The 25,312-nt window shown below is 71.0% G+C and carries 24 protein-coding genes; 5 read left to right on the forward strand and 19 right to left on the reverse strand.

Features of this window, described 5'->3' with window-relative positions; genetic code table 11:
- Positions 1 to 105: 105 nt before the first annotated feature.
- The 15 genes from O7595_RS11735 to O7595_RS11805 all read right to left on the reverse strand — a co-directional run bounded on the left by O7595_RS11735 (position 106) and on the right by O7595_RS11805 (position 14,050).
- Entirely contained in the window at positions 106 to 1,164 is a 1,059-nt protein-coding gene (locus tag O7595_RS11735) for a PucR family transcriptional regulator (protein ID WP_269728666.1), read from the reverse strand.
- A gap of 439 nt (positions 1,165 to 1,603) precedes the next feature.
- A complete protein-coding gene (locus tag O7595_RS11740; RefSeq protein WP_443071599.1) occupies positions 1,604 to 2,266 on the reverse strand; it encodes an OmpA family protein in 663 nt (220 codons plus the stop codon).
- Positions 2,266 to 2,859, reverse strand: a complete 594-nt coding sequence (locus O7595_RS11745; protein WP_269728667.1) for a hypothetical protein — start codon at positions 2,857 to 2,859, stop codon at positions 2,266 to 2,268. The genes O7595_RS11740 and O7595_RS11745 overlap by 1 nt, the downstream gene beginning before the upstream one ends.
- A gap of 31 nt (positions 2,860 to 2,890) precedes the next feature.
- A complete protein-coding gene (locus O7595_RS11750; protein WP_269728668.1) occupies positions 2,891 to 3,475 on the reverse strand; it encodes a pilus assembly protein TadG-related protein in 585 nt (194 codons plus the stop codon).
- Positions 3,475 to 3,708: a hypothetical protein gene (locus O7595_RS11755; RefSeq protein WP_269728669.1), complete on the reverse strand. Its 234-nt coding sequence runs from the start codon at positions 3,706 to 3,708 to the stop codon at positions 3,475 to 3,477. Before O7595_RS11755 ends, O7595_RS11750 begins: the two co-directional genes overlap by 1 nt.
- Before the next feature lie 254 nt (positions 3,709 to 3,962).
- A complete protein-coding gene (locus tag O7595_RS11760) occupies positions 3,963 to 5,066 on the reverse strand; it encodes a response regulator transcription factor (RefSeq protein WP_269728670.1) in 1,104 nt (367 codons plus the stop codon).
- A 98-nt stretch (positions 5,067 to 5,164) separates the two neighbouring features.
- A complete protein-coding gene (locus tag O7595_RS11765; protein ID WP_269728671.1) occupies positions 5,165 to 6,586 on the reverse strand; it encodes a sensor histidine kinase in 1,422 nt (473 codons plus the stop codon).
- A 237-nt stretch (positions 6,587 to 6,823) separates the two neighbouring features.
- Positions 6,824 to 7,714 (reverse strand): DUF5936 domain-containing protein, encoded by an 891-nt coding sequence (locus O7595_RS11770; RefSeq protein ID WP_269728672.1) that lies wholly within the window; start codon positions 7,712 to 7,714, stop codon positions 6,824 to 6,826.
- Positions 7,715 to 7,745: 31 nt separating this feature from the next.
- Positions 7,746 to 8,687: a type II secretion system F family protein gene (locus tag O7595_RS11775; protein ID WP_269728673.1), complete on the reverse strand. Its 942-nt coding sequence runs from the start codon at positions 8,685 to 8,687 to the stop codon at positions 7,746 to 7,748.
- Positions 8,688 to 8,753: 66 nt separating this feature from the next.
- On the reverse strand, positions 8,754 to 10,094 hold the full coding sequence (locus tag O7595_RS11780) for a CpaF family protein (RefSeq protein ID WP_269728674.1): 1,341 nt from the start codon (positions 10,092 to 10,094) through the stop codon (positions 8,754 to 8,756).
- A gap of 65 nt (positions 10,095 to 10,159) precedes the next feature.
- Positions 10,160 to 10,546, reverse strand: a complete 387-nt coding sequence (locus O7595_RS11785) for a TadE/TadG family type IV pilus assembly protein (RefSeq protein WP_269728675.1) — start codon at positions 10,544 to 10,546, stop codon at positions 10,160 to 10,162.
- Positions 10,547 to 10,548: 2 nt separating this feature from the next.
- Complete coding sequence (locus O7595_RS11790; protein WP_269728676.1) at positions 10,549 to 10,911, reverse strand: TadE/TadG family type IV pilus assembly protein; 363 nt, start codon at positions 10,909 to 10,911, stop codon at positions 10,549 to 10,551.
- Positions 10,912 to 11,099: 188 nt separating this feature from the next.
- On the reverse strand, positions 11,100 to 12,341 hold the full coding sequence (locus O7595_RS11795; protein WP_269728677.1) for an AAA family ATPase: 1,242 nt from the start codon (positions 12,339 to 12,341) through the stop codon (positions 11,100 to 11,102).
- A 7-nt stretch (positions 12,342 to 12,348) separates the two neighbouring features.
- On the reverse strand, positions 12,349 to 13,059 hold the full coding sequence (gene cpaB / locus O7595_RS11800; RefSeq protein ID WP_269728678.1) for a Flp pilus assembly protein CpaB: 711 nt from the start codon (positions 13,057 to 13,059) through the stop codon (positions 12,349 to 12,351).
- Between the two features lie 112 nt (positions 13,060 to 13,171).
- Positions 13,172 to 14,050 (reverse strand): hypothetical protein, encoded by an 879-nt coding sequence (locus O7595_RS11805; protein WP_269728679.1) that lies wholly within the window; start codon positions 14,048 to 14,050, stop codon positions 13,172 to 13,174.
- Between the two features lie 751 nt (positions 14,051 to 14,801).
- On the opposite strand from O7595_RS11805, the gene O7595_RS11810 reads away from it, so the two are divergent.
- Together O7595_RS11810 and O7595_RS11815 are read left to right on the forward strand one after the other, a co-directional pair.
- A complete protein-coding gene (locus O7595_RS11810) occupies positions 14,802 to 15,248 on the forward strand; it encodes a hypothetical protein (protein WP_269728680.1) in 447 nt (148 codons plus the stop codon).
- A gap of 172 nt (positions 15,249 to 15,420) precedes the next feature.
- Positions 15,421 to 17,118 carry a chitinase gene (locus O7595_RS11815; RefSeq protein ID WP_269728681.1) on the forward strand — a complete coding sequence of 566 codons (1,698 nt, stop codon included), beginning with the start codon at positions 15,421 to 15,423 and terminating at the stop codon, positions 17,116 to 17,118.
- A gap of 127 nt (positions 17,119 to 17,245) precedes the next feature.
- Here the strand turns inward: O7595_RS11815 and O7595_RS11820 are convergent, their stop codons facing one another.
- Together O7595_RS11820 and O7595_RS11825 are read right to left on the reverse strand one after the other, a co-directional pair.
- The gene (locus O7595_RS11820; protein WP_269728682.1) at positions 17,246 to 17,815 is read right to left on the reverse strand and encodes a hypothetical protein; all 570 of its coding nucleotides are present in this window, start codon (positions 17,813 to 17,815) and stop codon (positions 17,246 to 17,248) included.
- A gap of 22 nt (positions 17,816 to 17,837) precedes the next feature.
- A complete protein-coding gene (locus tag O7595_RS11825) occupies positions 17,838 to 19,115 on the reverse strand; it encodes an Nramp family divalent metal transporter (RefSeq protein WP_269728683.1) in 1,278 nt (425 codons plus the stop codon).
- Positions 19,116 to 19,296: 181 nt separating this feature from the next.
- Between O7595_RS11825 and O7595_RS11830 the strand changes: the two genes are divergently transcribed.
- The 3 genes from O7595_RS11830 to O7595_RS11840 all read left to right on the forward strand — a co-directional run bounded on the left by O7595_RS11830 (position 19,297) and on the right by O7595_RS11840 (position 22,870).
- On the forward strand, positions 19,297 to 20,682 hold the full coding sequence (locus O7595_RS11830) for a M14 family metallopeptidase (protein WP_269728684.1): 1,386 nt from the start codon (positions 19,297 to 19,299) through the stop codon (positions 20,680 to 20,682).
- Between the two features lie 472 nt (positions 20,683 to 21,154).
- Positions 21,155 to 22,438 (forward strand): amino acid deaminase, encoded by a 1,284-nt coding sequence (locus tag O7595_RS11835; protein ID WP_269728685.1) that lies wholly within the window; start codon positions 21,155 to 21,157, stop codon positions 22,436 to 22,438.
- 123 nt (positions 22,439 to 22,561) lie between these two features.
- Positions 22,562 to 22,870 (forward strand): helix-turn-helix domain-containing protein, encoded by a 309-nt coding sequence (locus O7595_RS11840; RefSeq protein WP_269728686.1) that lies wholly within the window; start codon positions 22,562 to 22,564, stop codon positions 22,868 to 22,870.
- Positions 22,871 to 22,948: 78 nt separating this feature from the next.
- Here O7595_RS11840 and mptB read toward each other — a convergent pair whose 3' ends face one another.
- Together mptB and O7595_RS11850 are read right to left on the reverse strand one after the other, a co-directional pair.
- On the reverse strand, positions 22,949 to 24,517 hold the full coding sequence (gene mptB / locus O7595_RS11845; protein ID WP_269732456.1) for a polyprenol phosphomannose-dependent alpha 1,6 mannosyltransferase MptB: 1,569 nt from the start codon (positions 24,515 to 24,517) through the stop codon (positions 22,949 to 22,951).
- Positions 24,518 to 24,649: 132 nt separating this feature from the next.
- The gene (locus O7595_RS11850) at positions 24,650 to 25,303 is read right to left on the reverse strand and encodes a hypothetical protein (protein ID WP_269728687.1); all 654 of its coding nucleotides are present in this window, start codon (positions 25,301 to 25,303) and stop codon (positions 24,650 to 24,652) included.
- Between the last annotated feature and the right edge of the window lie 9 nt (positions 25,304 to 25,312).

Here is a 25,312-nt window from a genome sequence, read left to right on the forward strand (position 1 = left end):
TGGTGGAGCGGTCTTCGGACTGCCTGGCGCAGGGTCGCTGATCGGCCGAGCGATCCTGAGTCGGAGTCCGTCCCGGCCGCCGAGATCGGTGAGCCTTCCGACGTCTCAGACCTCCCGGCGCGGCCAGTCGAGCAGACGTGCTCCGATGACCGCCGTCTGCAGGGTGTAGCGGTGCACGGGTTCGCCCGGATCCGCGCCGGTCAGCCTGTGGATGCGGTCGAGCCGGTACGTCAGCGCCCGCACGCTGAGGTTGAGCCGGCGGGCCGCCTCGGCCGCCACACAACCCGCGTCGAAGTACGCCGTGAGCGTGTCGAGCAATGGCAGAGCCCCACCGCGGGCGTCCCTGAGCGGACCGAGGACGCTGAGCACGAGGTCGGCCATCGCCTGCCGGTCGCGGGTCAGCACCGGGTACACCAGCAGGTCCGAGGCCAGCAGCACCGGATCGTCCAGGCCCATGCGGTCGGCCAGATCCAGGGCGTTCAGCGCCTCCTCGTAGGAGTGGACCACCCCGCCCGCGCCCGGGTGGGGACGTCCCACGGCCACCCGGCCGCCGCCCGTCGCCCCGTACGCCTGCTTGGCGAAGTGGTTGAGCACATCGGACTGGTCGCCGGGCGCGATGCAGATCAACCGGCCGTCCTTCGTGGTCAGGAGGATGCGCCGGTCCCCGAAGCGGGCGACGAGCGAGGTCTCGATCCGGCGGATGAGGGGATGGCCGTCGTCGTACGGCTCCTGGCCCTGGGCGACGGCCACCGCGTGGGCGTGGGAGAGCAGCAGTCCGAAGCGTACGGCCCGCTCGGCGAGCCGGCCGAGGTCACTGCGCCCGTAGAGCAGGTCGTCGACGAACTCACGGCGGGCCGCCTCCTCCTGGCGCACCGCGAGACGCTGCGCCCGCTCGTGGCCCTCGGCGAAGGCGTCCACGGCCTGCTCGACCGCGGCGAGAAGGTGGTCGGCCGCGGCCCCTGTGAGTCCCGGCCGTATCGCCCGGGCGGCCGCAAGGTGGGCGTGCACCATGGTGCGCAGCCCGATACCCGCCTCCGCGGCCCGTTCCCCCTGGCCGCGGAGTGAGGCCAGTTCGTCGCGCGTGAGCCTCCGGCCGGTGGCACAGGCACCCGTCAGCGCCTCGGCGTACCCCTCCAGATAGGTCGCGGTCTCCTGCACCGTCATGATCGATCCCCCCGCTCGCCGGCACGCCGACGACGATTTCCTGTTGCCGGAGATCAGAGACGGCTCCGGAGGTCAGAGACCCCTGACGTCCGGCGAACGACGTCCGGCATCAAGGATACGTAAATATTGCCGATGGTCGGCAATGCGAACACGGCCACGAGGCTGGGAGGATCGGACCGCGCGGGGGAGGGCGAGGAAGACCGGGACACTGCCTGCCGGAACCGGGAAACGGGGGAAGCCGGGTTCGGTTGCCGTGCCACGGCTGACGGCCGTGGGCCGGCCGGCGCGCTCGGTTCTCCTCGCCCGCGCCGACCGGTCCGGTCTCCGCCTGCCGCTGCTTCGCGCGGTTCGACGCGGGAAGTCCGTGGGGGCGTCGGGCATGACGTCCCCCACGGGACTTCGAGTAGCCGCGGGAGAATCGGGCGCGTCGGACACGGGCTCAGCTCTGCGAGGCGCCACTCTCGCCGCGCGGGAAGGAGACCTCCACCCGGCGGTTCTTCTTGCGGCCTTCCTCACTGCTGTTGTCGGCGATCGGGTACTGCTCGCCGTAGCCACGGATCTCGTAGCTGATCCCCGAGCCGGACAGCTGCTGGGAGAGCACCCCGTGCACGGCGTCCGCCCGCTGCTTGGACAGCACGTCACCGTGCGCGGCCGAGCCGAGGTTGTCGGTGAAGCCGAAGACGCGGACTCTCTTGGCCCCCTGCTTGCGGATCTCGGCCGCGATCTCGGCGATACGTGCATGGGCGGCGCCGGACAGCTTGGCGCTGTCCTTGCCGAAGAGCACCTCCGCCTGCAGCGCGAACTTCAGGTTGGAGCTGGTCTCCTCACGGCGCTCCTCACCACCCTCGGACTCGACGACGGAGACGATGTCGAGCACCCGGGCGGGCGCGAGGGTCGCGCCGTCGCGGAGCTTCAGGCCCGGTGAGTTCCCGTCGACCTCGGGCGGCGGCGAGGTCGACTCGGTACCCGGCGGCGTGCCCGGGGCGGGCGTCTCGTCGGCCCAGGCACCGCCGGCGGCGGTGAACTGCATGCCGACGACGAGCACGGCCGAGAGGAGCGTTGATGCCGCGGCCCTGCGGGAGCGGGACGTGGTGGCGGTCATCAGGAGATCTCAATCGTGGCGGTGGGCATCAGGGGGATCTGGATGTCGACCTGGGAGGTCTTGTCGGGCGGTGACGGGAACTGGGCGAAGAAGGAAACGGAGGCCCCCGCATCGACGTCTGTAATGCCTGTGGTGGTCAACGGATAGCCATCGGTGTCGCGCAGCACGTAATAGCGCTTCTTCTCGGCCTTGTCCACCAGGGTCATGCCCCCAAGGGAGCGACCCGTTCGCCGCACATTGGTCTCCTGGCCGTTCCAAGCAACAGGGGCGTAGGCCTTCTTACCTGACGTGTTCTTGAGGCTTCCGGTTACTGTGAGGAATCCGCCGGGGTCCCGGGTCGCACTGTGGATGACGAACTGGAATCCGTCATTGCCGTTGATGGTTGCCAGCGTCTTGCTGGTATCCGGCACGGTGTTGCCGCCGTCGTCCTGGGGCTTGCTGTTCCCCGTGGCGGCAGGCGCCGAACTGCTCCCCTTGTCCTTCGCCGACCCTCCGTCGTCCCCGCCGCAGGCGGTGAGCGAAAGGGTCAGCGCTGTCGCGAGGAGAGCGGCGGTCGCCGCCCTGCGCGTGGTCACTCCGTGCCGGATACTCATGCGTGTCATTCCTTCTGCGTTCGTTTCGCGGTCAGTTCTCGGTCAGCCGGATGTCGAAGAGGTCCGGCCCGTCCGGCGGAGGGCCTTCGCCCACCAGCCAGGGAACCGTCGCCTTGCACGTCAACGTCCCCAGCGGCTTGGGGACCGGCTTGTAGAGGCATCGAGACGTGAGTTCGGCCGTGGCCTCGGCGGTCGCCTTCTTCGTCTCGGTCCCCGGCAGGACGGTGTCCCCGACCGGCTTATCCGTTTCGACCTCGACGGTGAAGGCCCAACCGCCGTTGAAGGCCGGGCTGCAGCCACCCGGTTTCACGACGGTGTCGTTCTGCTGCGCCATGGGGTAGGCCGCCTCGCAACCACGGAAGCTTCCGAACTGACCCAGATTGAAGATCGCCGTCAGAAGCGCCGGATTGGGGTTGCCCAGCAACTCCAGCTCGAACTGGTCACGAGATTGCTTGGCCGCCGCAAGCGCGGCGGCGTCGGCGCCGGTCTGCGCGCCATTGCGTGTGGCGCCGGCCTGGCCGACCGCGAAGAACGCAAGCGCGAGAAAGAGCAGGCTCGCTACCACCACCACATAGGCGGGGGCGACCTGCCCTTTCTCGCGGGAGCTGCGCAGCATCAGCCGCCCAGGATTTCGCCGACCCGCTGGGTCAGGCCGTCGGCGATCGTCTCCGCCACGCCCGAGCCCACCAGAGCCGCGATGATCAGCGCGACCAGCACGATCACACCCACGTACTCGACGGCACCCTGACCCTTGTCGCCGCGGCGCTGGATCGCCTCGGCGGTCGTCTTCGCCCAGCTGCCGATGTAGACGCGGGCGTTGGTCGCGGCCTTGAGAGTGATGTTCGACATGGTGTTCCCCTCCTGGTCCGGCCGGCCGCTTGCCGGCCGACTCGTACGAGCCCTCGGCGCCGCTCGCGCTTCCGGCTCCCTCCTGGCCGGTCTCGCTGGCGACATGAGAAACGTACGGGGGGAGATCACCCCTCGGCATGGGCCTCAGGGCCCAGCCGCGGGCCCATTCCAGGGATTGGGTCCTCGAACGTCCGGGCGTCCCGGCCGTACCCGCGGGTCCGGTCACGCCGATCGCGCTCGTCGTCCCGGTCGTGTCAGCCATGGCTCGCCGGCCCCCTTCGGGCCACACCGTGCCAGATGGCGATGGCCTCGCCCCGGCTGCCGGCGTTGAGCTTGGCGAAGATGCGGTTGATGTGGTTCTTGACGGTCTTCTGGCTGATGAAGCAGGTGGCGGCGATCTGCTGATTCGTCATGCCCGACGCGATCAGATCCATCACTTCCACCTCCCGTTGGCTCAGCTCGGTCAGCAACCCCCCGGAGCCCGGCCCCGGGGCGGCCCCGGAGGGGGCCGACCCTGCAGAAGAATGTGCCACATTCGCTTGCGAAAGCGAATAGGGTCCATCGAATTGTTGCGACATGGAACTACGTGCAACTGAGCCAACCTGCTGATTTGTTGATGATGTGTAGACAGATAACCGGCTCGTGTCGTGTGCGGTTGCAGACGTTTGGGGCTGGTGCCCCGGGTCGCCGAACGCCGTGCCCAGACCGTCCGGCAGGGGTGAGGCCGGCTGCTCCGGGGGCCCGGCGGTGTCACGCACCGCCGCGAGCAGGGCGCTGGAGGCCGAGGACGTGAACGAGGCCCGGCCCTCCTTGATGTCGCGGACCGCGGCGACGAGCTGGTCCGCCGTGAACTCGCCGTGGACCAGATAGCCGCCCGCGCCGCGGCGCAGGGCCTCGTGCACGATCTCGCTCTCGCGGCTGTAGGTCATCATCAGCACCGGCGCGAGGCGGACCAGGTGAGGAAGGGCGGAGATGCCGTCGACGACGGGCATGCGCACGTCGAGCAGAACGACGTCCGGCCGGTGCTGGACGGCCGCGTCGTAGGCCTGGCGTCCGTCGGCGGCCTCCGCGACGACATGGATGTCCCGGCGGCCCTGGAGCAGCACGGTCAGGCCGGCTCGTACGACCGGGTTGTCGTCGGCGACGACCACCCGGAGCGTCGGGGCTGAGGCGACGGGGGCGGGCAGGCCCGGGTAGTCATCGGACGCCGCCTCCGCCGGTCCGTGGGGAGCGGGGAAGGCGGACGGTCCGGAGGAATGGTCGGAGGTGAGCGGTGTGGCATGCGAGGACGTGTGCTGCGACATGTGCGGTTGCCGTGTCCACTGCTGCCCCGATGTACGGGAGATGTCGTCCGGCATGGTTGCGGCCTCCTCTCGGAGTGGGACGGTTGTCAGGGAAGGTCGGGCGCTCGGAACGGGGACGGTCGGCCGGTCGGCCGACGGATCGCGAACGCCGCTCAGTTCAGGAGCGGAGCCGCCCGCTGCTGTCTCGGAAGCCCGCCCAGTGGCGCCGGGGCGATGGCCGTCAGCGGAAGTTCGAGCCGTACCTCCGTCCCCCGTACGTGGCGTCCGCGCCCGATGCGGATACGGGCCCCGATGGACGCGGCGCGCTCGACCATGCCGACGAGGCCGAAGTGGCCCGCGCGGCGGAGGTCGTCGAGTGTCGTACCCGGCGGCAGCCCCCTGCCGTCGTCGTAGACGCTGACGCGCAGGACGTCGCCCACCACGCCGGCCGAGACGTCGAGGTACGTGGGCTGCCCGTGGCGGTGGGCGTTCTCCATGGCCTCCGAGGCGATGGTGAGCGCCTGGCGGGCGACGATCTGGGGCACGGCAGGTACGGGCGTCGGGCCGAGTCGGCGGAAGCGGGCCTCTACCTCGTGCCGCCGGGCGAAGTCCTCGGTGCGGGAGCTGAGTTCGGACAGTACGTCGACGCCGCCGTCGAGGCCTGACTGGCGCCGGAGGTCCGAGAGCAGCTCGCGGGACTCGGCGGCGGCCCGGCGCGCCGAGCGGGCGACGAGTTCCGCCTGGTGCTTGACGGTGAGCGGGTCCATGCGGTCCGCGGATCCGGCCAGGCCGTCCGCGGCCAGGGCCAGCCCGTGGAGTGTCTTGGCCACCGAGTCGTGCATCTCCCGTGCGAGGCGGGCGCGCTCCCCCTCCACCGCCTCGTTGACGGCGAGACGGGCGCGGGCCTCGGTGAGGGCCTGGGTGGCGGCGCCGAAGCCGAGCATCAGGTTCCGCAGGGTGCTCCCGACCGCTCCCGCGATGACGCACAGCCCGGGCAGCAGCAGATCGCCGAGCCCGGCGCTCACGTCCGGGTTGACGGCGAACGCGCCGCCGATGATGAGCGACTGGAGCACGGCGAAGACCGCCGCCCCGCGCCAGCCGTAGACCAGCCCGGCGAGCAGCGGGGTGCAGAGGGTGACGTACGCGAGGATCGACTCGGGTGAGGCGGTGGCCAGAAGCAACGCGCCGAACAACGAGTCGACCGCGAGGAGCGCGGGATGGCGGAGCAGGAACGGCCCGAAGCGTTCCCAGTCCCGCAGGGGGATGTACGACACCATGAAGGTCACGATCACGGCCGAGCCGACGAGCCACGTGCCGAGACCCGACCGGGTGTTGTCCAGGGCGAACGGCGTGGCCAGCGCGATCGTCGCCAGGCGGAAGCCGAAGACCTGACGGCAGAGGGCCTGGAGGGCGTTGACCTGGATGGGCAGCGACGGCACGTGCCGGGACGCCGCGGCGGCGGCCTGCGCCGGCGCTCCCCCGCCGATTCCGCCCCGGATCTCGCCGGCGGCCGGGCCGCGCGGGCCGTCGCCGGTCCCGCCGCGGGATCCTCCGGTGCTGCCGCCTCTTCCTGGGACGGGGATCCTCAGGCCCATGTGGGTCACCTCCTGTTCCGGTCGCTCGCGCCGTCGTGCCGGTGGTGCTCTGCCGGTGCGGTCTCGCCGTCGTGCTCGTGCCTGTACTCGTACCTGTACCTGTACCTGTACCTGTGCCTGTGCCTGTGCCTGTGCCTGTGCTGTGCCTGTGCTCTGCTCGTTCTCGTGCTCGTGCTCGTGCCACCGGTACGTTTCCGGGCCCCGGTGTCCAGCCGGACCCCCGTCTCGCAGGCCCGCTCAGGTGCCGCTCAGGATGTCGGCGAAGTCGACGCCGGACCCGTAGTAGAAGCTCATGACGATGAGGATCATGGTCGCGGGGAGCATGACCATCGTGACCACGAGCGTCGTCTTGGGGACGGCCTTGGCGGCGGAGCGCCTGGCGTTCTGCGCGTCCGTCCGCCGCATGTCCGTCGCGATCTGGATGAGCGTGTCGACGATGGGGGCGCCGAGCTCCTCTCCCTGCTGGAGCGCGGTGACGAACATCGACACCTGCTCGGACGAGTTCCGCTTGCGCAGTTGCTCGAACGCGTCGCGCCGGCTGACGCCCATGTCCATCTGGCGCAGGGTGATCCGCAGCTCGTCGGCCCACGGGCCCTTGTACTTCTCGGCGACCCGCTCCAGCGCCTGCCGGAAGCCGAGTCCCGCGGACACGACGACGGCGAGCACGTCGAGGAAGTCGGGCAGGGTGCGTTCGATGTCGTTGCGGCGGCGGCGGATGGCGGCGCGCAGGACGACATCGGTCCAGACGAGTCCGTACACCAGCGCGATCAGACCGATGACCGCCTGCCCGCGCAGGACGAGGGAGAAGGCGGCGGCCGCGCCGAGCATGCCGTAGACGGCGCGTCGGGCGGCGTAGCGGTCGACGGTCATGCCGCCGGGATTTCCCGCCATGTCGAGCCTGCGGCGCAGGGCGTCGACGCGCTTCGGCCCCATCATGGAGAGCACGGTCGGGGCGAAGCGCATGCCCATGCGGTCGATCCCGGAGCCGACCGCGGTGGTGCGGGTCGCACCGACTTCGAGTGCCACCGCGAGGTCGCCGGGCAGTTTGGCGTCGGCCCGGTACATCCGGATGCCGTGGAAGGCCCCGTACACCGCGAGGCCGAAGACGGCCGCCAGCAGAAGTCCCATGGCTAGTCCCCCTGTTCCCTTCGTCCGTTCCTCAGACCCGGATCCGGGACATACGGCGGATGAGGAAGAAGCCGACGGCGTACATGCCGAAGGCGATGACGACGGCGAACTGGCCGACGACCGAGGCGGTCATCTTGTCCAGAGCGCCCGGACGTATGGCGTTGATCATCAGTAGGAAGCTGAGTCCGAGGAGGGGAACGGCGAGCGCGGTCACCTTCACCTGCGAGAGCAGGGTCGTGACTTCGCGCCGGGTCTCCTTTCGCTCCTCCAGCGTCTCGGTCAGGTTGCGCAGCGAGCTGACGACCTGGCCGCCCGCACGGTTGGAGAGGACGAGGGTCGTGACGAGGACGACCAGTTCGCGGGAGGGCAGTCGCTCGGCGAGCTCGCCCAGCGCGTCGTCCAGGGAGTGGCCCACGGCGAGCTGGTCGGCGACACGCATGAGCTCCTCGCCGGCCGGGTCGTCCAGCTCCTCGGCGGCCATGGCGAGCGCGGTGCGCATCGCGAGTCCGGCCTGGGTGGCGTTGGCGAGGACGCGGGTGAACTCCGGGAGCTGGTTGATGAACGCCTCGGTCCGCTTGGCGCGCTGCCAGTTGAGGAAGGCGTTGGCACCCCAGAGGCCGATGACGGCGGCCAGGATGCCGAAGAACGGTGCGAAGACGGCCCCGATGGTGAAGTAGACGGCGAGCAGGGCGCCGATCACGTAGACGACGTACTCGCCCGGGGTGAGGTCCAGGCCGGTCGTGGCGATCTTGTGCTCGATCCGCTTGCCGAGTGCGGTGCCGCGCAGCCGCCGGTCCACCCCGCGGAAGCGGCGCCGCCGGCCCGCGGGAAGGGCGATCTGCCCGGTCTGGGACATCCGGTCGACGAGCGCCTGGCGCTGGGCCCTGCCCGCGGAGTAGACGTGCACGCCGATGACGCCGAGAACGCACGCGAGCAGGGTGACGCCGATCGTCAGGAGCGGGAGATTAGCCACGGGCTGAACCTTCTGTCGCGGTCGGGGACGGCGCAGGGCTCGGGGGACGCGTGAGGCTCGGGGAACTCATGCCACCGCCCTGCGCAGTGTGAGCTGGTCCTCCGAGTCGGCGACGCCGAAGGCCGGCGGGATCGGTTCGTTCTTCATGTAGAGCCGCTCGGCGACCCGGCGCGGCAGCGGCAGGTACTCGAAGGAACCGTGGATCAGACCGTCGGCGGACATCGGCTGGGCGTTGAACCGGCAGACCGAGACGATGCGGTACTCCTCCCTGCCGTGGGAGTCCAGGACGGCGATCTCGGTGATCCTGCGGGAGCCGTCGGCGTGCCGGGTGAGCTGGACGATCACGTCGACCGCACTGTTGATCTGGTCCTTGATCGCCACGAACGGGATCTCGATCTCGGACATGGAGCCCAGGGTCTGCAGCCGCATCAGCGCGTCCTCCGCGCTGTTGGCGTGGACGGTGGCGAGGGAGCCGTCGTGACCCGTCGACATTGCCTGGAGCATGTCAAGCGTTTCGCCGCCTCGGACCTCACCGACGATGATGCGGTCGGGGCGCATGCGCAGCGAGTTGCGGACCAGGTCGCGGATGGTGATCCGCCCCTTGCCCTCGACGTTCGGAGGCCGGCTCTCCAGCGTGATCACATGGTTCTGCTGCAGCTGGAGTTCCGCCGAGTCCTCGATGGTGACGATGCGCTCCCCGTCGGGGATGAGCCCCGACAGCGCGTTGAGCAGCGTGGTCTTGCCCGTGCCGGTCGCCCCGGAGACGATCACGTTGAACTTCGCCCGGACGAGGCCCGACAGCAGCATCGTCATCTGGTCGTCGAGGGAACCGAGCTCGATCATCTCGCGGAGAGTGAACGCACGGGGGAAGCGCCGGATGGTGAGGATCGGGCCGCTGAGGGAGAGCGGCGGGATGATCACGTTGACGCGCTCCCCGCTGGGCAGCCGGGCGTCCACCATCGGATTGGCCTCGTCCACACGGCGGTTGACGGTCGAGACGATGCGCTCGATGGTCTGCATGAGCTGTTCGTTCGAGCTGAACCGCATGGGCAGCAGCTCCAGCCGGCCGCGGCGCTCGACGAACACCTGCTCGGGTCCGTTCACCATGATCTCGCTGATGGAGGCGTCCTCCAGCAGGGGCTCAAGGATGCCGAGGCCGAGGGCTTCGTCCACGACCCGGCGGATCAGCTGCGAGCGCTCGACCGAGGACAGCACCGGCCCCTCGCGGCTGATGATGTGGCCCAGCACGCGCTCCAGCCGCGCGCGCCGCTCGGCGGCCTGCAGCGTGGACATCTCCGCGAGGTCGATCTCCTCCAGGAGCTTGGCGCGGTAGATCCCGACGAGCTGGCTGTCCGCCCCGTGCCCGGGGCTCGGTTCGGGATTGTTCATGCGCGCCCGGAGGCTCATGGGTGCTCGACTCCTTCGAGGGGTTGACCGGACCGGCGTGCCCGGTGGCGCCGGAGGGCGATGGGTCAGCGGTCGGTGACGGGCATGGTCGCGGAACGGGTGGCCCGGTCGAAGTCGAAGACCGGGATGAGGGAGGGGATGTCGACGTGTGCGGTCGCCGTCACTTCGTCGCCGGCCGGGTCGACGACGATGTCCGTCCCTTCGGCCAGCCAGTCGCTCATCGCCGCCTTCCCCGCCTGCGCTCCGCTCCCGTTGTCGATCGACGCGGTCCGCGCCGCCGCCCGTGCCGCCGTCCCCGCCTGCTGGACCGCGTACACGGCGATGCCGAGCTGGATCGCGGCGAGTGCGACCAGCAGCAGGATCGGGATCCAGCCGAGGTACTCGATCGCGGTCTGACCCCGGTCGCGGCTCCCGCGTGCACCGAACCGCCGCCCATGGGTGTGCTTCCGCATGGTCAGCCCTCCCACACGGCGGAGGCCCGCCCGGGTGCGGTGAACGAGAAGTCGATGAAGCCCGGGTAGAGGACCGGGACCACGACGTCGACCTCCACGTCGTACAGGTCTCCACCGCCCGGCGGACAGCTGATCTCGGCCTCCCAGGAGTCCGGCAGGTTCTTCCGTGCCGCCTGCTCGCACGCCTGGGCCGCTCCCCGGTCCGCCGCCGCGCCCGCCCGGGCGGCCTCGTCCGCCGAGTTCCCCGCGAGCGAGAACGAGTACCCGACGAGGGCCGCCTGCCAGAGCAGGACCAGCGTCGCCAGGACGATCGGCACCATCCCGGTGAACTCCACCGCGGTCTGCCCGCGGTCGTCCCCCACCACGTTCCGGCTCCGGTAGGCACGCCTCCGAGGGGCCGGCCCGGTCCCCATGTGCCTCCGGCCCGTCACCCGGCCCCCGGCGTCCCGCCCACCGGCGCGTCGCCGGCCGGCGGGACGCCCGTCGGTAACCCTCCGGTCCGTACCTGCCACGATGTGCATCGCTTCAACTCGCCCCCTCGCTCCCCGGCCCCTCAGGACCTTCTCCGGATGCCCAGGGCACCCCGGTCGCTCCTCAACTTTCCCTGTTTCTGCGGTGCTTCATTCGCCTTCACGAGTCCCAGCTCCCCCGCCAGTCCCCACAGCGCCTGCTTGACGGTGGACTTGGCCTCCAGGTCCTGCATCCGGCCGGCGTCCACGAGGGCCTGCAGTTCCTTGAAGTTGGCGGGGATGACGACCCTGGAGACCCGGGTGGAGGTGATCCGCTCGATGAGCGGGGGCTGTATCTCCGTGTTGCGCACATAGCGGTTGACGACGGTCACGGTCTCCTCCGCCTTGCGGATTTGGAGCCGGTCCCAGAGCCTGACCATGCGCTTGGCCGCGCGTACGGCGACCACGTCCGGTGTGGTGACGAGCAGCGTCGTGTCGGCCATCTCGATCGCCGCCGCGTTGGCGCCGTTCATATGGCTGCCGCAGTCGACGACCACGACCTCGTAGCGGTTTCGCAGGGCGCTGACGATCTGGCGCACCGAGCGTTCGGTGACCTCCTCGCCGCGCTCGCCCTCGCCGGGGGCGAGCAGCAGCCCGATCCCGGTCTCGTGGGCGTAGACCGCGTCCTGCAGTACGCGCGGCGAGATGTCCTGGATACCCGCGAGGTCGACGATCGAGCGCCGGAACTGGACGTCCAGGTACGAGGCGACGTCGCCCGACTGCAGATCGAGGTCGGCGAGGGCGACGGTCGTCCCGCCGGCCCTGGCGGCCAGGGCGAGCTGGACGGCGGTGAGCGTGGTGCCGACGCCGCCCTTGGCGCCGCTGACCGTGACGACCGTCCCGCCGGGGCCGGTGAACACATCGCCGCCGGAGCCCAGATGGCGCCGTACGCCGACCGACCACGCGGCCGCCGCCTGCACCCGCTGGACGAGTTCCTCGTAGGAGAGGGGCAGGCCGACCAGGCCGCGGGCGCCGGAGTCCATCGCGGCCGAGTACAGGCCGGGGCTCGCGTCGGCGGTGACCAGGACGACCCCGACCGCGGGGAAGCGCAGGGCCACCTCCCGGATCAGTTCGAGTGCGGGCACCGGACCGATCCGCTCGTGGACCAGGACGACCTCCGGGAGCTCGTCCACGGACTCCGCGGCGAGCCTCGCCAGGGTGTCGATCAGCGATGTCGAGTCACCGACCGGCCCCGCCGGCTCCGCTTCCGGGAGCTGGCTGAGCAGGGTGGCGATGGACCGGGCGGCGTCGGCGTCACCGACGGCCGGGAGGATTCTGGTCGTCATCCGTCTCTCACTTGTCCCCTTCGAGGGTGTAGGTACCCTCCCCCGGGCGCAGCTGGGTCGAACCGCCGTCCGCGAGCAGCGCCAGCCGCACGTTCACCGCGAACGACTCGGCGTACGCGACGCGCTGGGCGTCCTTGGTGGTCAGCGCGAAGGTGATCGGGACGGCCTCGCGCAGCGCGCCCCGTCTGTCGTTCTCCTTGGGCTCGAGCGCGGTGAGCCGGCCGACGTCGATGACCCGGGCGTTGGGGACGATGACGCGGGACTGCGCCTTCGCCCCGCCCTGGTCGTCGCCGGCGAAGGTGGCGTAGATGTTGACGGAGTCGCCGGCCCTGATCTTGCCCGCCACGCCCGTGGCGGCATCGATCATGATGGCTATCTCCTGCTCGTCGCGGTCGAGGGCCGGACGCTTGACGAACATGTCGTCCTGGAGCAGCGAGCCCTTCTTGAGCTGGGTGACGGCCACCTTCCCGTCGACCACCGAGACGTCGGTCACCGCGTTCTCGGAGAGCCAGCGCTTCGGCATGGTGATCTTCTCGAACTGGTTCGGCTGCAGTGCCTGGTACGGAGCGACGTCGGACTTGACCCGGTACGCGGCGACCTCGGGCCCGACCTTGGAATTCACGTCGCTGATCACCGAGAGCACACCGGCGAACGCGCCGAAGGCACACAGGACCGAGAGGAGCAGCAGGATGACGCCGCGGCGTTGGCGCGAATTCATGAGCGGGGCGACCTCGATGGAAGACGTGGGCTGATGAGCGGACTGGTACGTGCGGTGGGGCGCGCATACGGCGGGGCCGCCATCGGTCCGCGCCCACCGCACCGGCGGCGCACTACGACCCGTGGTGCATCGGTGTTCCTTCGCCTAGGACACCCGTGGGATGCGCTCGGTTCTCTGCCGGGGCGAGCGGGGCCGAACAGAAACCGCAGCGGTCACCGATGAGTTCGATGCCGCACCAGGTGCACACCTCCCGTCGTACCGAGGAAACCAGCTGGTAGATCACGGAGATGTCGGGAAGGAAGGCGGCGAATTCGATCACCCGTGAGGTACCCCACCATCTCGGGGAATCGGCCGGCAGCGCGGTCTCCTGGATTCCCTGGACCTGCCATGCGGGCGCGAGCGTCGTATTCACCCATTCCGACTGCAGCTGCCCCTTCGCCACCAGGAGCTGGGTGGCGAACTCGGGTCCGATCAGCTCTCCGTGACCGACTCTGACCAGCTGGGGGCCGGGGTTGGCCACGACACCGAACTGCGAGCCGGGAACCCACGACTTGGCGTGGGACTTGAGGCTCACGGGGACGCGGTCGAGCTTGGTGACCGAGTTGAGCAGGGCGCCGGCGTGGATGTAGTGGGAGAGCAGCCGAGCCGCGGAGGCCACCACTCCGGCACTGAAGTCGCAGACGGACAGCTGTCGCAGCTGCCGGACCAGTACGGACACCCCGAGCGGCGGCAGATCGAGCTTCAGCAGCGCGATCCGATCGCTCTCCAGGACCGAGCGGACCGTGTGCAGTCTGCGCTCGTGGGCCGCGGGTATGGAGGCGGGGTAGAGGGCGATCACATAGCCGTTCTGCTCCACCAGGACCTGCATGTCGGCGAGTGCCGCGTCCAGCGGCTGGGCGTCCGGGGCGTGCAACAGCGCAGCGGTGGGCGTATGGCTGTCCGTCGGCGGCAGCACCAGGTCGGCGCTGGTCACAGCAATCGCGGTCGGCACGCTGATTCCCCGTTCGGCTCCGGCCGCCGCAGCGACGGCGACCGCAGTTCCCCTGCTCTTCGTGCTTCTCCTGCATCAGCACTTTATCCACGTCCAACAGGATCGGAGAACAGCTTTCGGTACCCGGCAACCCAACCCTCACGCAATACTCACCGGCCAAAGCGGACGAAGCCGCCAGAGGTTAACTCCTGCATCAGCGAGGGGATTTCAGGAATCGTTTCTCCGCTATTCGGGACGTCGGCACTTCGCGTCCCGCGCCACTCGTCCCCGCATGTCCCCCGCGCCGCCCTCCGATCGACCCGGCCGGGGCCCAACCCGCCGTCTGGGCCCGGATTGGGGCCCCAGGGCCCACGCCCCGGGCACCGGGCATCCGTACCGTCCGGTTCCGGTCAGTGAGCTTCACCGAGGCGGACTCTGCCGCGTGACGCGGCGATCGGCGCCGAGGCGGGGGGCGCGCCCGGTTCCACGCTCAAGGGTCAGAAGGAGATCACCGTCGCGGGTCCGTTAGGCCGGCGGGAGGCTCGGCGGATCGACTTCGAGTTCACCAGGGGGCGGGACCGGGTCCGGGGCGTGATCGTCGCGGGACTGGACACGGCCGGGAAGGCGTACGCCGTGCGTGTCGACGCGGTGGAGGGACGGCTCGGCGACGACGATCTGAAGAAGATCGTCGATTCGGTCACGGTCGGGTAGGTCGGGCAGGGCCGGTGTCCCGCGCACCGCGCGGTGGGCTGCTGACGGGAGGCGGAGGACGATGACGAGGTACGGCTCTCCCGGGGCGTCCGCCCGGGAGGACGAGCGGCCCGGAGCTGCGCTGTTCGCGCTGGCGCGGGCTTGGGCGGCCGGGGCCGTCGTCCTGCTCTTCACGGAGTACGTGCAGGCGACTGTGGTGTACGAGCACGTGGCGACGGCCGCGCGGATGGAGACGTTCGGCGGACGGCTGCTGCTGATCCATCTGCCGAACGCGCTGTGCATCGGGCTCGCCGTCTGGGCGGCGGCGCGGATCCACCGCGCCCCCTTCCGGGACTCGGTGCCGTGGCATCTGACGTCGGCGCTCACCGTGCCGGTCGCGGCCCAGCTGCTGAACATGGGACTGCAGTGGGAGCGGCTGTCCGCCGAGGGACTGCTGATGTCGAACGCCGTCCTGGCGGTGGCGTGTGTCGCGGGTTGGGCGGCGGACCGGTTGCAGGAGGACGCCTGAGGGGCGGTCGGGGGGTCGAAGGGGTGGGCCCCGGTCCCGTGGGTACCGGGCCGCTTTCGTATACGGGGTTCCGCCAGAGGTCTTGACAACCTGATTGGTCTGGACCAGCTTGGGGCCAGCGGTGGCCACCGTTCCGTACCTCCTCCCCCAACTCCCCCACGGAGGCAGCAAAGTGGACCGCACCACACGCAGACGCAGATGGCTCGGCGGATTGCTGGCGCTGGCCGTCGGCGCCGGACTCGGGCTGACCGGTGGGGCCGGCACCGCGCTGGCCGCCGACGTCAACAACGCGAAGAACGCCGGGTTCGAGTCGGGACTCACGAACTGGACGTGCTCGGGCGGGAGCGGAGCCGTGGTGTCGTCGCCGGTCCACGGCGGGGCCTCGGCGCTCAGGGGCACGCCTTCCGGGCAGGACAACGCGAAGTGCTCGCAGACCGTGCCCGTGAAGCCCAACTCGACGTACAGCCTCAGCGCCTGGGTGCAGGGCTCGTACGTGTACCTGGGTGCGAGCGGGACGGGAACGACCGACGTGTCGGTCTGGACGCCCGGCGGCTCGGGCTGGTCCCGGCTGAGCACCACGTTCACCACGGGCGCGGGCACCACGTCGGTGACGGTCCACACCCACGGCTGGTACGGGCAACCGGCCTACTTCGCCGACGACATCTCGGTGTTCGGACCCGACGGGGGCGGCGGCGGTGACCCCGACCCGGTGGTGCCCCCGGCTCCGGGCGGGCTCACCGCAGGTGCGGTGACCTCGTCCTCGGTGGCGTTGAGCTGGTCCGGCTCGTCCGGCGCGACCGGGTACCACGTGTACCGGAACGGCACCAGGGTGCAGTCGGTCACCGGAACCTCGACGACGGAGACCGGGCTGGCCGCCTCGACGTCGTACCAGTTCCAGGTGTCCGCCACGAACGCCGCCGGAGAGTCGGCGAGGTCGGCGGCGGTGACCGCGACGACGTCGGGCGGCGGCAACCCGGGCAACCCCTCGGTGCCGAAGCACGTGCTGACCGGCTACTGGCAGAACTTCGACAACGGCGCGACCGTGCAGAAGCTGCGGGACGTCTCGTCGCAGTACGACATCATCGCGGTCTCGTTCGCCGACTCGACCGCGACCGCCGGACAGATCGTGTTCAATCTGGACCCGGCCGTCGGTTACGGATCCGTGGACGAGTTCAAGAGCGACATCGCCGCCAAGAAGAGCGCCGGGAAGTCGGTCATCCTCTCGGTCGGCGGTGAACGCGGCAACGTCACCATCAACAGCGACGCGTCCGCGACGGCCTTCGCCGACAGCGCGTACGCCCTGATGCAGGGCTACGGCTTCAGCGGGATCGACATCGACCTCGAACACGGCATCAACTCGGTGTATTTGACGAAGGCCCTGCGCCAACTGTCGCAGAAGGCGGGCTCCTCACTGGTCCTGACGATGGCGCCGCAGACCATCGACATGCAGAACACCGGGACGGAGTACTTCAAGACCGCGCTCGCCGTGAAGGACATCCTCACCGTCGTCAACATGCAGTACTACAACAGCGGTTCGATGCTGGGCTGCGACCAGAAGGTCTACTCCCAGGGCTCGGTGGATTTCCTCACCGCGCTCGCCTGCATCCAGCTCGAGGGCGGCCTCGATCCGTCCCAGGTGGGGATCGGCGTGCCGGCCTCCACCCGGGGGGCCGGAAGCGGCTACGTCGATCCGCAGATCGTGAAGAACGCCCTGGACTGCCTCACCCGGGGCACCAACTGCGGCTCGTTCAAGCCCTCGCGGACGTACCCCGCCCTGCGCGGTGCCATGACCTGGTCGACCAACTGGGACGCCACGGCCGGCAACGCCTGGTCCAACGCGGTCGGACCGCACGTGCACAACCTGCCCTGACCACGGACGCGCGGTCGCGGGCGCCATCCGCGGCCCACCCGACCACGCAGTCCTTCCCGTCCTTCCCGTCCTCCCCGGACAGGCAGCGTCACCGCCCCCACCGGTGGCGCTGCCGCCGTTCGGACGGTCAGTGCGCCGGCGGCCGCCGGGACAGGTGGAAGTGGACTACCGGCGCCACTTCCTCCAGCCACTCCTGCAGCAGGGCCTTGCGGCGGGCGGTGATCCGGCACTCGTAGAGCAGTCCGCCCGCATGGACGACGGCCACCATGAGGACGGTGCCGTAGGGGGCGGGGGCGTAGTGGACGGTCCGGATCTGCGACCAGGGGAACTCCATGGTGTGGCCCTGGATCTCCAGGGCCACACCCGAGCCGTCGACGACGACGGAGTTGGTGCGGTCGTGTGCGAGGAACTCCGGTTCCTCGGCGTGCGCCGCGCCGCCGTGGGGCTGCGGCGGCGGGCCGGGCTGAGCATGCGCCGGCACCGGCTGCCCGTACGGGGGTGCCGACTGCCCGTACGGGTAATGCCGGGGCTGCTGTCCGTACGGGTACGGCTGGGGCGGCCCGTATCCACCCGGCCCGTACCCGCCCTGCTGCGGTGGGCCGTGGGGCGCCTGCGGGGGTACCGGTACGGGCGGGCCGAAGCCGGGCGGCGGTCCGGCGGCCGGAGGGTTCTGGTCGGGCGATCCGCCGTACGTCATGCCCGCCAGTATGACGGCACCCTCACCAGGGGAGTTCACGGACCTGCTGGACGCACAGCACGACGAAGAGCAGCCCCGCCACACCCAGCATCGCGTTGCTCAGCATCCCGTTGCGCCACTCCCGGGGGATGCGCGAGGAGTTGAGCAGCCACACCAGGGTCAGCGCCAGGAACGGCATGAAGAACGCCCCGATCACTCCGTACACGATGACGAGACCGAACGGCTGGTCGAGGAACAGCAGCGAGATCGGCGGGAAGGTGAGCCACAGCAGATAGGCGCGGAACGCCGGCGACTTCTCGCGCGGCGTCCCGGCCGGCGCGAGCGACGGCCGGTAGTGGGCGACGAAGTCGGCGAACAGCAGGCTGACGCCGTGCCAGACGCCGATCAGCGAGGTGAACGACGTGGCGAAGAAGCCGACGAGGAAGAGCGTGGCCGTGGCGGCGCCGTAGCGGTCCTCCAGGATCGTGCCGAGGTCCAGCAGGCCCCTGTCGCCCTTGGCGATCGCGATCCCCGAGGAGTGCAGCAGCTCGGCACCGACGAAGAGCATCGCGACCACGAAGACTCCGGTGGTGAGGTAGGCGACGCGGTTGTCGAGCCGCATGACCTTCATCCAGCCGGTGTTGTTCCAGCCCTTGGCGTTGACCCAGTAGCCGTACGCGGCGAGCGTGATGGTGCCGCCGACGCCGCCGATCAGACCGAGCGTGTAGACGAGGGAGCCCTCGGGGAGGACGGGCACCAGCCCGGCGAACGCGTCGCCCAGGTTCGGCGCGACACGCACCGCCAGATAGACGGTGACCACGAACATGACGCCCACCAGGACCGTCATGACCTTCTCGAAGACCGCGTACCGGTTGAACCAGACGAAGACGAGCCCGGCGAGGCCGCAGAGGATGCCCCACCATTTGAGGTCCATCGCATCGGGGAAGAGCGCACCGAGCGGCAGCGCGCTGGACGACATCGCGGCCGCTCCGTAGACGAAGCCCCACACGACGACGTAACCGGTGAAGTAGACCGTGGTCCAGCGGCCGAGGCTGCGCCAGCCGTCGAAGAGGGTGCGGCCGGTGGCGAGGTGCCAGCGCCCGGCCGCCTCCGCCAGTGAGATCTTCACCAGGCAGCCGACGACCGCCGCCCACAGGAGCGTGTAACCGAACTTGCTGCCCGCGATCAGGGTGGCGACGAGGTCCCCCGCGCCGACGCCGGTCGCGGCGACGACGATGCCCGGGCCGATATGACGCCAACTCGCCTTGCGCATCACCGGGGCCGCCGTCCGTCCTTCTCGCTCTTCCGTCGTGTCCGCCATGCGTGTGGTCCTGCCTTCCCGTTCGTGCCGTGCGTCCCGTACCTCAGCCAACCGGAGACCGGCGTGTGCTATTGACCGGGGCATGCCATACCCCGACCATGTGCCCGACACACCAGAACCACCGTCAGCACATCCGCACGTCGCATCCAGCCACCCCCACACTCCCCACCCAGGAGACAGCATGCGACTTCGCACACGCGGCATCGGCACTCCCGGCCGCACCGGCAGACGCCGCGGCCGGAGGTCCGCCACCCGGTCCGCCACCCTCGCAGGCCTGCTGGCACTCGCCGTGGCGGTGCCCTTCACGGCGACCGCCTCACCGGCACCGGAGCCCGCGGGGTCCGCGACCGCCGCGGCCGACGAGCAGACCCGCCAGTACGAGATCCACGGCCCGTCGACCGTCGCCGAGCGCACGGCCCTCGCGGCCACCGGCGTCTCGATCGACGAGGTCCACGACCACACGGTCGTCGTCAGCGCCGACACCGCCCAGGCCAAGCGGCTCCGCGCCCTCGGCCACGACCTCGAAGCGCTGCCCGCGCCGCCGTCCCGCAAGGCGGTGGGCGCCTCGGCCGAACCGTTCGACTTCCCGTCCGCGGACTCCCGGTACCACAACTACGCCGAGATGAACGCGGAGATCGACCAGCGCATCGCGGCCCACCCGGACATCATGAGCAAGCGGGTGATCGGCAAGTCCTACCAGGGCCGGGACATCATCGCGGTCAAGATCAGCGACAACGTCGGCACCGACGAGGACGAGCCCGAGGTCCTCTTCACCCACCACCAGCACGCCCGTGAGCACCTCACGGTGGAGATGGCCCTCTACCTGCTGCGCGAGCTCGGCGACGACTACGGCTCGGACTCCCGGGTCACCAACGCCGTCAACGGCCGTGAGATCTGGATCGTGCCCGACCTCAACCCGGACGGCGGCGAGTACGACATCGCCACCGGTTCCTACCGCAGCTGGCGCAAGAACCGGCAGCCCAACTCCGGTTCCTCGGCCGTCGGCACGGACATGAACCGCAACTGGGACTTCAAGTTCGGCTGCTGCGGCGGCTCCTCCGGCTCCCCCGGCTCGGAGACCTACCGCGGCCGGGCCCCCGAGTCGGCCCCCGAGGTGAAGGTCGTCGCCGACTTCGTGCGCTCCCGCGTCGTCGGCGGCAAGCAGCAGATCAGAGCGGGCATCGACTTCCACACCTACAGCGAGCTGGTGCTGTGGCCGTACGGCTACACCACGGCCGACACCGCCCCGGGCATGACCCGCGACGACCGCGACGCCTTCGCCGCGGTGGGCCGGAAGATGGCCGCGAGCAACGGCTACACCCCCGAGCAGTCCAGCGACCTGTACATCACGGACGGGTCGATCGACGACTGGCTGTGGGGCAGCCAGAAGATCTTCGGCTACACCTTCGAGATGTACCCGAGGGGCTTCGGCGGCGGCGGCTTCTACCCGCCCGACGAGGTGATCGAGCGGGAGACGAGCCGCAACCGCGACGCGGTGCTGCAGTTGCTGGAGAACGCGGACTGCATGTACCGGTCGATCGGCAAGGAACAGCAGTACTGCTCCTGAACCGTGCGGTGCCGTCCGAGCGGGCGGCACCGGCGCAGGCCCGACGGGTTCCCGCCGGGCCTGCGCCCGTTCCTCCCTGCCGGAACGCCGCGGCCCCGCGCCCCGCCGATCCCGGTCGGCGTATCCGCCTCTTCCACGACCCGCACGGCTGCCGTCCGCGGACGGGGGATGACACGTCCGCCGGCCGTCGCCGTCCGGGACGTCGAGGCCGTCAGCGCACGGTCCGCGGGTGCTCCGGGTGCGGACCTCGTACGCGACGCGGGAGCACGACCAAGGGCCCGCCGGCGAGACCGCGCACACGACGCCACCGGCCGCTGCGGCTGCCGCGGTCACCCTGACGCGCCCACGGCGGTCGCGGCCTGGTCTGATGGGTCCAGAGCCCCGGCACCCGGCCGGGATGCCGGACTGTCCGAGCGCGCTGCTGCGCGACGCAGCGTCGCCCAGCACGCGACCGCACGCCGAGGAGGCAACCATGCCCGCCGACAACACCGTCGAAGGCCTCGACCGGCTCGCCCGCGAGACCGTCGACCACCGCTTCAAGGCGCTCCCCCCGGACGCCGAGGGCCTCACCGTCGGCGAGCTGGCCGCCCAGCGGCGCAACCTCTTCACCGGTGGCTTCACCACTCCCGTGCTGGCCCTCTCCGCGGAGGCGCTGGAACACAACCTCGCGCTGCTGGAGACCTACGCCGAGCGCCACGGCCTCGCGTTCGCCCCGCACGGCAAGACCTCCATGTCGCCGCAGTTGTTCGCCCGCCAGTTGGAGCGCGGGGCCTGGGGCATCACCGCAGCCGTCCCGCACCAGCTCCGCGTCTACCGCGCCCACGGGATCCGGCGCGTCTTCCTGGCCAACGAACTCGTCGACCCCGTGGCGCTGCGCTGGCTCGCCGGTGAGCTGGAGCGGGACCCGGACTTCCGGTTCATCTGCTACGTCGACTCCGTGCGCGGCGTGGAGCTGATGGAGGAGGCGCTGCGCGGTGCCGCCAGGCCCGTGGACGTCGTGGTCGAACTCGGCGCCGGCGAGGGCGCGCGCACCGGTGCCCGCACCGATGCCGACTGCACCGCCGTCGCCGGGGCGGTCGCCGCGGCGACGAACCTGCGGCTGGTCGGTGTCGCGGGCTACGAGGGCGAGGTCCCGGACGCGACGCCCGAGCGGGTGCGCGACTGGCTCCACCGGCTCGTCTCACTGGCCGTCACCCTCGACGAGGACGGCCGCTTCGCGGCCACGGACGAGATCGTGGTCAGCGCCGGTGGCAGCGCCTGGTTCGACACCGTCGCCGAGGTGTTCGCGGAACTTCCCGAACTGTCCCGCCCGGTGCTCAGGCTGCTGCGCTCCGGTGCGTACGTCTCCCACGACGACGGCCACTACAGGCAGCTGACACCGTTCAACCGGGTGCCCGAAGAAGGCGCGCTGGAGCCGGCGTTCCGGCTCTGGGCCCAGGTCGTTTCCCGCCCCACCGGGCAGCAGGCGTTCGCCAACGCGGGCAAGCGCGACGCAGCGTACGACCTCGACCTCCCCGAGGCCCAGGTCGTCCGGGACGCCCGGGACGGGTCGGTGCGCCCGGCCGCCGGCATCACCGTCACCGGGCTGTCGGACCAGCACGCCTGGCTGCGGACGGACGAGGACGCGGACCTGGAGGTCGGGGACTGGGTCGGCATGGGCCTGTCCCACCCGTGCACGTCGTTCGACAAGTGGCAGCTGATCCCGGTGGCCGAGGCGGACGGCACGGTGACGGAGTACATCCGCACCTTCTTCTGAACCACCCTCTGATCCTCGGGGCAGGCAGGCACGACCGGCCGGTCCCGACGGCCGATCACCGGGACCGGCCCCTATGTCCCGCCCGGCCCTCCCGGCCACCCCGACCCGGACAGCACCGATCGGGTGTGGTCGGCGAGTGGACACCGCGAGCGGGCCGAAGAGCTCGCGGGCGGCCACGACGCCTTCGCACGAGGGGCCGAGCGGCTGCCGGCGGAGGCCCGCGCATGGCGGCTCACCGAGATGCGGGAGGAGCGCGGCTACACCCAGGCGCAGGTAGCCGAGCGCATGGGCGTGAGCAAGGGGCGCGTGTCGCAGATCGAGAGCGGACAGGTGTCGGGGACCGACATCATGGCGCGCTACATCCAGGCGCTCGGAGGCAGCCTCGTGCTGGTGGCGGTCTTCGACGACGGCGACTTGCGCAAGGTCGGGTGAAGACCGGCGGGCGCACGCCACAGCGGCATCGCCGGCAGGGCGCCCCCGTGTCCACGTCCTGATGGACGGCACCTTGGTTCATCGAGGACGGGAAACGGACGGACGCCCTGGCGGGACGGTCGGTCCGCCGAGGCCGGTGAGCACCGGAGTCGCGGGGCGTCGGCGCAGGGCGACGAGCGCCACCGCGCAGGCCAGTGCCCCCAGCACGAAGCCGTACGGCGGGGTGTGCCCCGAGGGGGCGGTCTCGTACACCAGCCCGGCGGAAAGCACCATGAGCACCCGGACGAGCCTGGAGTCCCGGGCGGGTGCCGTCGCGGCGACGGCCGCCGTCCCCCAGAGCACGTACCACGGCTGCACCATCGGTGAGAGCGCCACCAGCGCCAGCAGCGACAACCCCAGGGCGTACACGGGATCGAGCGGCCGGCGGCCGCGCCACGGGAGCACCGTCCGGAGGGCGAGGAAGGCGATCACCGCGAGCGCGACGGCGAGGCCGATCGTCTGCACCGCGCCCTTCACGGCGCCGAGTTCGGCACCCAGGAGGGCCCGCGCGGCGAGGCCCGCGCCCTGGCCGAGGTCACTGGTCACCGACAGGGGCGTGTGGATGGTCCCGGCGACGCTCTGCGTCCGAAGCCAGCCGAAGCCGGTGCCGCCGAGCAGGGAGGCGGCGGCCACGACGGCGGCGGCCACCAGCCCGGGGCCGGGAAGGGCCTTCACCACGCGCCGCACCAGGGGCCCTTCGCCCCGGCGCACCGCGATCAGCCCGATGAAGAGCAGGGCGAGCGCCGCCGGGGACTTGACCATCACGGCGAGGGCGACGACCGCGCTGCCCGTCAGCGGCCTCCCGCGCAGCGCCAGCAGGACCCCGGTCAGCATGAGACCGATCATCAGGCCGTCGTTGTGCGCGCCGCCGACGACGTGCAGCAGCAGAAGCGGGTTGAGGACGGCCAGCCACAGCGCGCGGCGCTCGTCCGCCCCGCACTCGACGGCCAGACCGCGCAGCGCCCACACGATGAGGACGAGCGAGGCGACGGCGATCAGCCGCATCCCGAGGACGGCCGGCACGAGGGTGCCTCCCGTGACCCACACCACGGCCTTCGCCAGCAGCAGGAACACCGGGCCGTACGGCGCCGGGGTGTCCGTCCAGTGGCCTCCGACGCTCGCCGCCGCGGCGGCGCCGAGCGAGTCCGGGCCGAGCACCGACGGCCCGTGCGCGTACACGTCGTGGCCCTCGAGGACCATGGCTCCCTGGGCGATGTAGCTGTAGACGTCGGCGCTGTGGAGCGGTGGCGCGAGCAAGAGCGGCGCGGCCCACCAGCCGAGGGTGACGAGGGCGTGCCGGACACCGGGCCCCTTGCCGCCGTCACCGCCGCCGCCGTCCCTGCCGTCGCCGCCGCCGTCCCTGCCGTCGCCGTCGCCGTCGCCGTCGCCGTCGAGCAGCCTGCCGTACGCCCACCAGGCCAGCACCAGCAGCGTCAGCCCGGCGTACGCGAGGACGGCACCCGCCGTGGTCACCGCGGATCCGTACGTGCCCCACAGCCCCCAGGGCTCGCGCACCGGCAGGGCTCCGGCGACCGTGCCCCCGGCCGCCACGGCCAGCGCCCCGGCCGTCCCCAGCCGTCGCGCGCCGGCCGCACTCCGCATCCACATGAGCAGCAGGTCCGTCCCCACCAGGTCTGCCGGCCGGCGCCGGGTCGTAAGGACTGCCGAGCCTACAGCGCCTTCCCGGCAGGTTCGGCGGGCCGCTCACGGGGCCGCTCGCGGCCCGTTCAGCCGGGGCCGTCAGCGGGCGTGGAGCATGTAGGTGTTCTCCAGCTCGTCCTGCACGACGGTGGCCTTCTTGTCCGCCGTCCGCACGTGCATGTCCTCGTCCGGGGTGTGGGTGCGGAACCGCCAGCCCTCCGGCAGCCGCAACCGGTCGCCGAGGGAGGCCAGGGAGTCCGACGTCAGGCCCGGGTCCACGGTGTGGGAGTACGCCTGCAGCACGAACGTCCGGCCGTCGGAGTCCTCGAGGGTGTACACGGGCCTGCCGGCCTTCAGCACGTACTCGGTGTCGCGGTCCACGGTGGTGGTCACGTAGTGCTTCCCGCCGGCCCCGGCGGAGAAGTCGACGTCCGGGGGGATGCGCACATCGGCGGCCCAGCGGGCCTCAAGGCCGTCGAACTCCTCGACGCCGCCCCAGTTGTAGGTGGTGACCTCGTCGATCGTCCAGAAGCGGGGACCGTTCAGGAAGACGGCGGGGACGCCGAACCGCGCCGCCAGGGCGCCCGCGTCCAGCGCGTTCCACTTGTCGAGGGGGCAGTCGTTGAGGCCGTAGGTGGTGTAGACGGCGCCCTTGAGGCCGCCGTTCCCGTCCGGCGAGATCAGCACGACCTCGCCGTAGCGCTCGTCGCGCATGCCGCTCAGGTGCCGGGACGGCTTCGCCGGGTCGGACATGGCTCCTCC

Origin of the sequence: Streptomyces sp. WMMC940 (genome assembly GCF_027460265.1) — a bacterium.
Taxonomy (GTDB): Bacteria; Actinomycetota; Actinomycetes; order Streptomycetales; family Streptomycetaceae; genus Streptomyces.

Excerpts from the sequence above, each read along its gene's own strand:
- O7595_RS11735 (WP_269728666.1), bottom strand. The coding sequence starts at position 1,164 with ATGACGGTGCAGGAGACCGCGACCTATCTGGAGGGGTACGCCGAGGCG.
- O7595_RS11740 (WP_443071599.1), bottom strand. The coding sequence starts at position 2,266 with ATGACCGCCACCACGTCCCGCTCCCGCAGGGCCGCGGCATCAACGCTC.
- O7595_RS11745 (WP_269728667.1), bottom strand. The coding sequence starts at position 2,859 with ATGAGTATCCGGCACGGAGTGACCACGCGCAGGGCGGCGACCGCCGCT.
- O7595_RS11750 (WP_269728668.1), bottom strand. The coding sequence starts at position 3,475 with ATGCTGCGCAGCTCCCGCGAGAAAGGGCAGGTCGCCCCCGCCTATGTG.
- O7595_RS11755 (WP_269728669.1), bottom strand. The coding sequence starts at position 3,708 with ATGTCGAACATCACTCTCAAGGCCGCGACCAACGCCCGCGTCTACATC.
- O7595_RS11760 (WP_269728670.1), bottom strand. The coding sequence starts at position 5,066 with ATGCCGGACGACATCTCCCGTACATCGGGGCAGCAGTGGACACGGCAA.
- O7595_RS11765 (WP_269728671.1), bottom strand. The coding sequence starts at position 6,586 with ATGGGCCTGAGGATCCCCGTCCCAGGAAGAGGCGGCAGCACCGGAGGA.
- O7595_RS11770 (WP_269728672.1), bottom strand. The coding sequence starts at position 7,714 with ATGGGACTTCTGCTGGCGGCCGTCTTCGGCCTCGCGGTGTACGGGGCC.
- O7595_RS11780 (WP_269728674.1), bottom strand. The coding sequence starts at position 10,094 with ATGAGCCTCCGGGCGCGCATGAACAATCCCGAACCGAGCCCCGGGCAC.
- O7595_RS11785 (WP_269728675.1), bottom strand. The coding sequence starts at position 10,546 with ATGCGGAAGCACACCCATGGGCGGCGGTTCGGTGCACGCGGGAGCCGC.
- O7595_RS11795 (WP_269728677.1), bottom strand. The coding sequence starts at position 12,341 with ATGACGACCAGAATCCTCCCGGCCGTCGGTGACGCCGACGCCGCCCGG.
- cpaB (WP_269728678.1), bottom strand. The coding sequence starts at position 13,059 with ATGAATTCGCGCCAACGCCGCGGCGTCATCCTGCTGCTCCTCTCGGTC.
- O7595_RS11810 (WP_269728680.1), top strand. The coding sequence starts at position 14,802 with ATGACGAGGTACGGCTCTCCCGGGGCGTCCGCCCGGGAGGACGAGCGG.
- O7595_RS11820 (WP_269728682.1), bottom strand. The coding sequence starts at position 17,815 with ATGACGTACGGCGGATCGCCCGACCAGAACCCTCCGGCCGCCGGACCG.
- O7595_RS11825 (WP_269728683.1), bottom strand. The coding sequence starts at position 19,115 with ATGGCGGACACGACGGAAGAGCGAGAAGGACGGACGGCGGCCCCGGTG.
- O7595_RS11830 (WP_269728684.1), top strand. The coding sequence starts at position 19,297 with ATGCGACTTCGCACACGCGGCATCGGCACTCCCGGCCGCACCGGCAGA.
- O7595_RS11835 (WP_269728685.1), top strand. The coding sequence starts at position 21,155 with ATGCCCGCCGACAACACCGTCGAAGGCCTCGACCGGCTCGCCCGCGAG.
- mptB (WP_269732456.1), bottom strand. The coding sequence starts at position 24,517 with ATGTGGATGCGGAGTGCGGCCGGCGCGCGACGGCTGGGGACGGCCGGG.
- O7595_RS11850 (WP_269728687.1), bottom strand. The coding sequence starts at position 25,303 with ATGTCCGACCCGGCGAAGCCGTCCCGGCACCTGAGCGGCATGCGCGAC.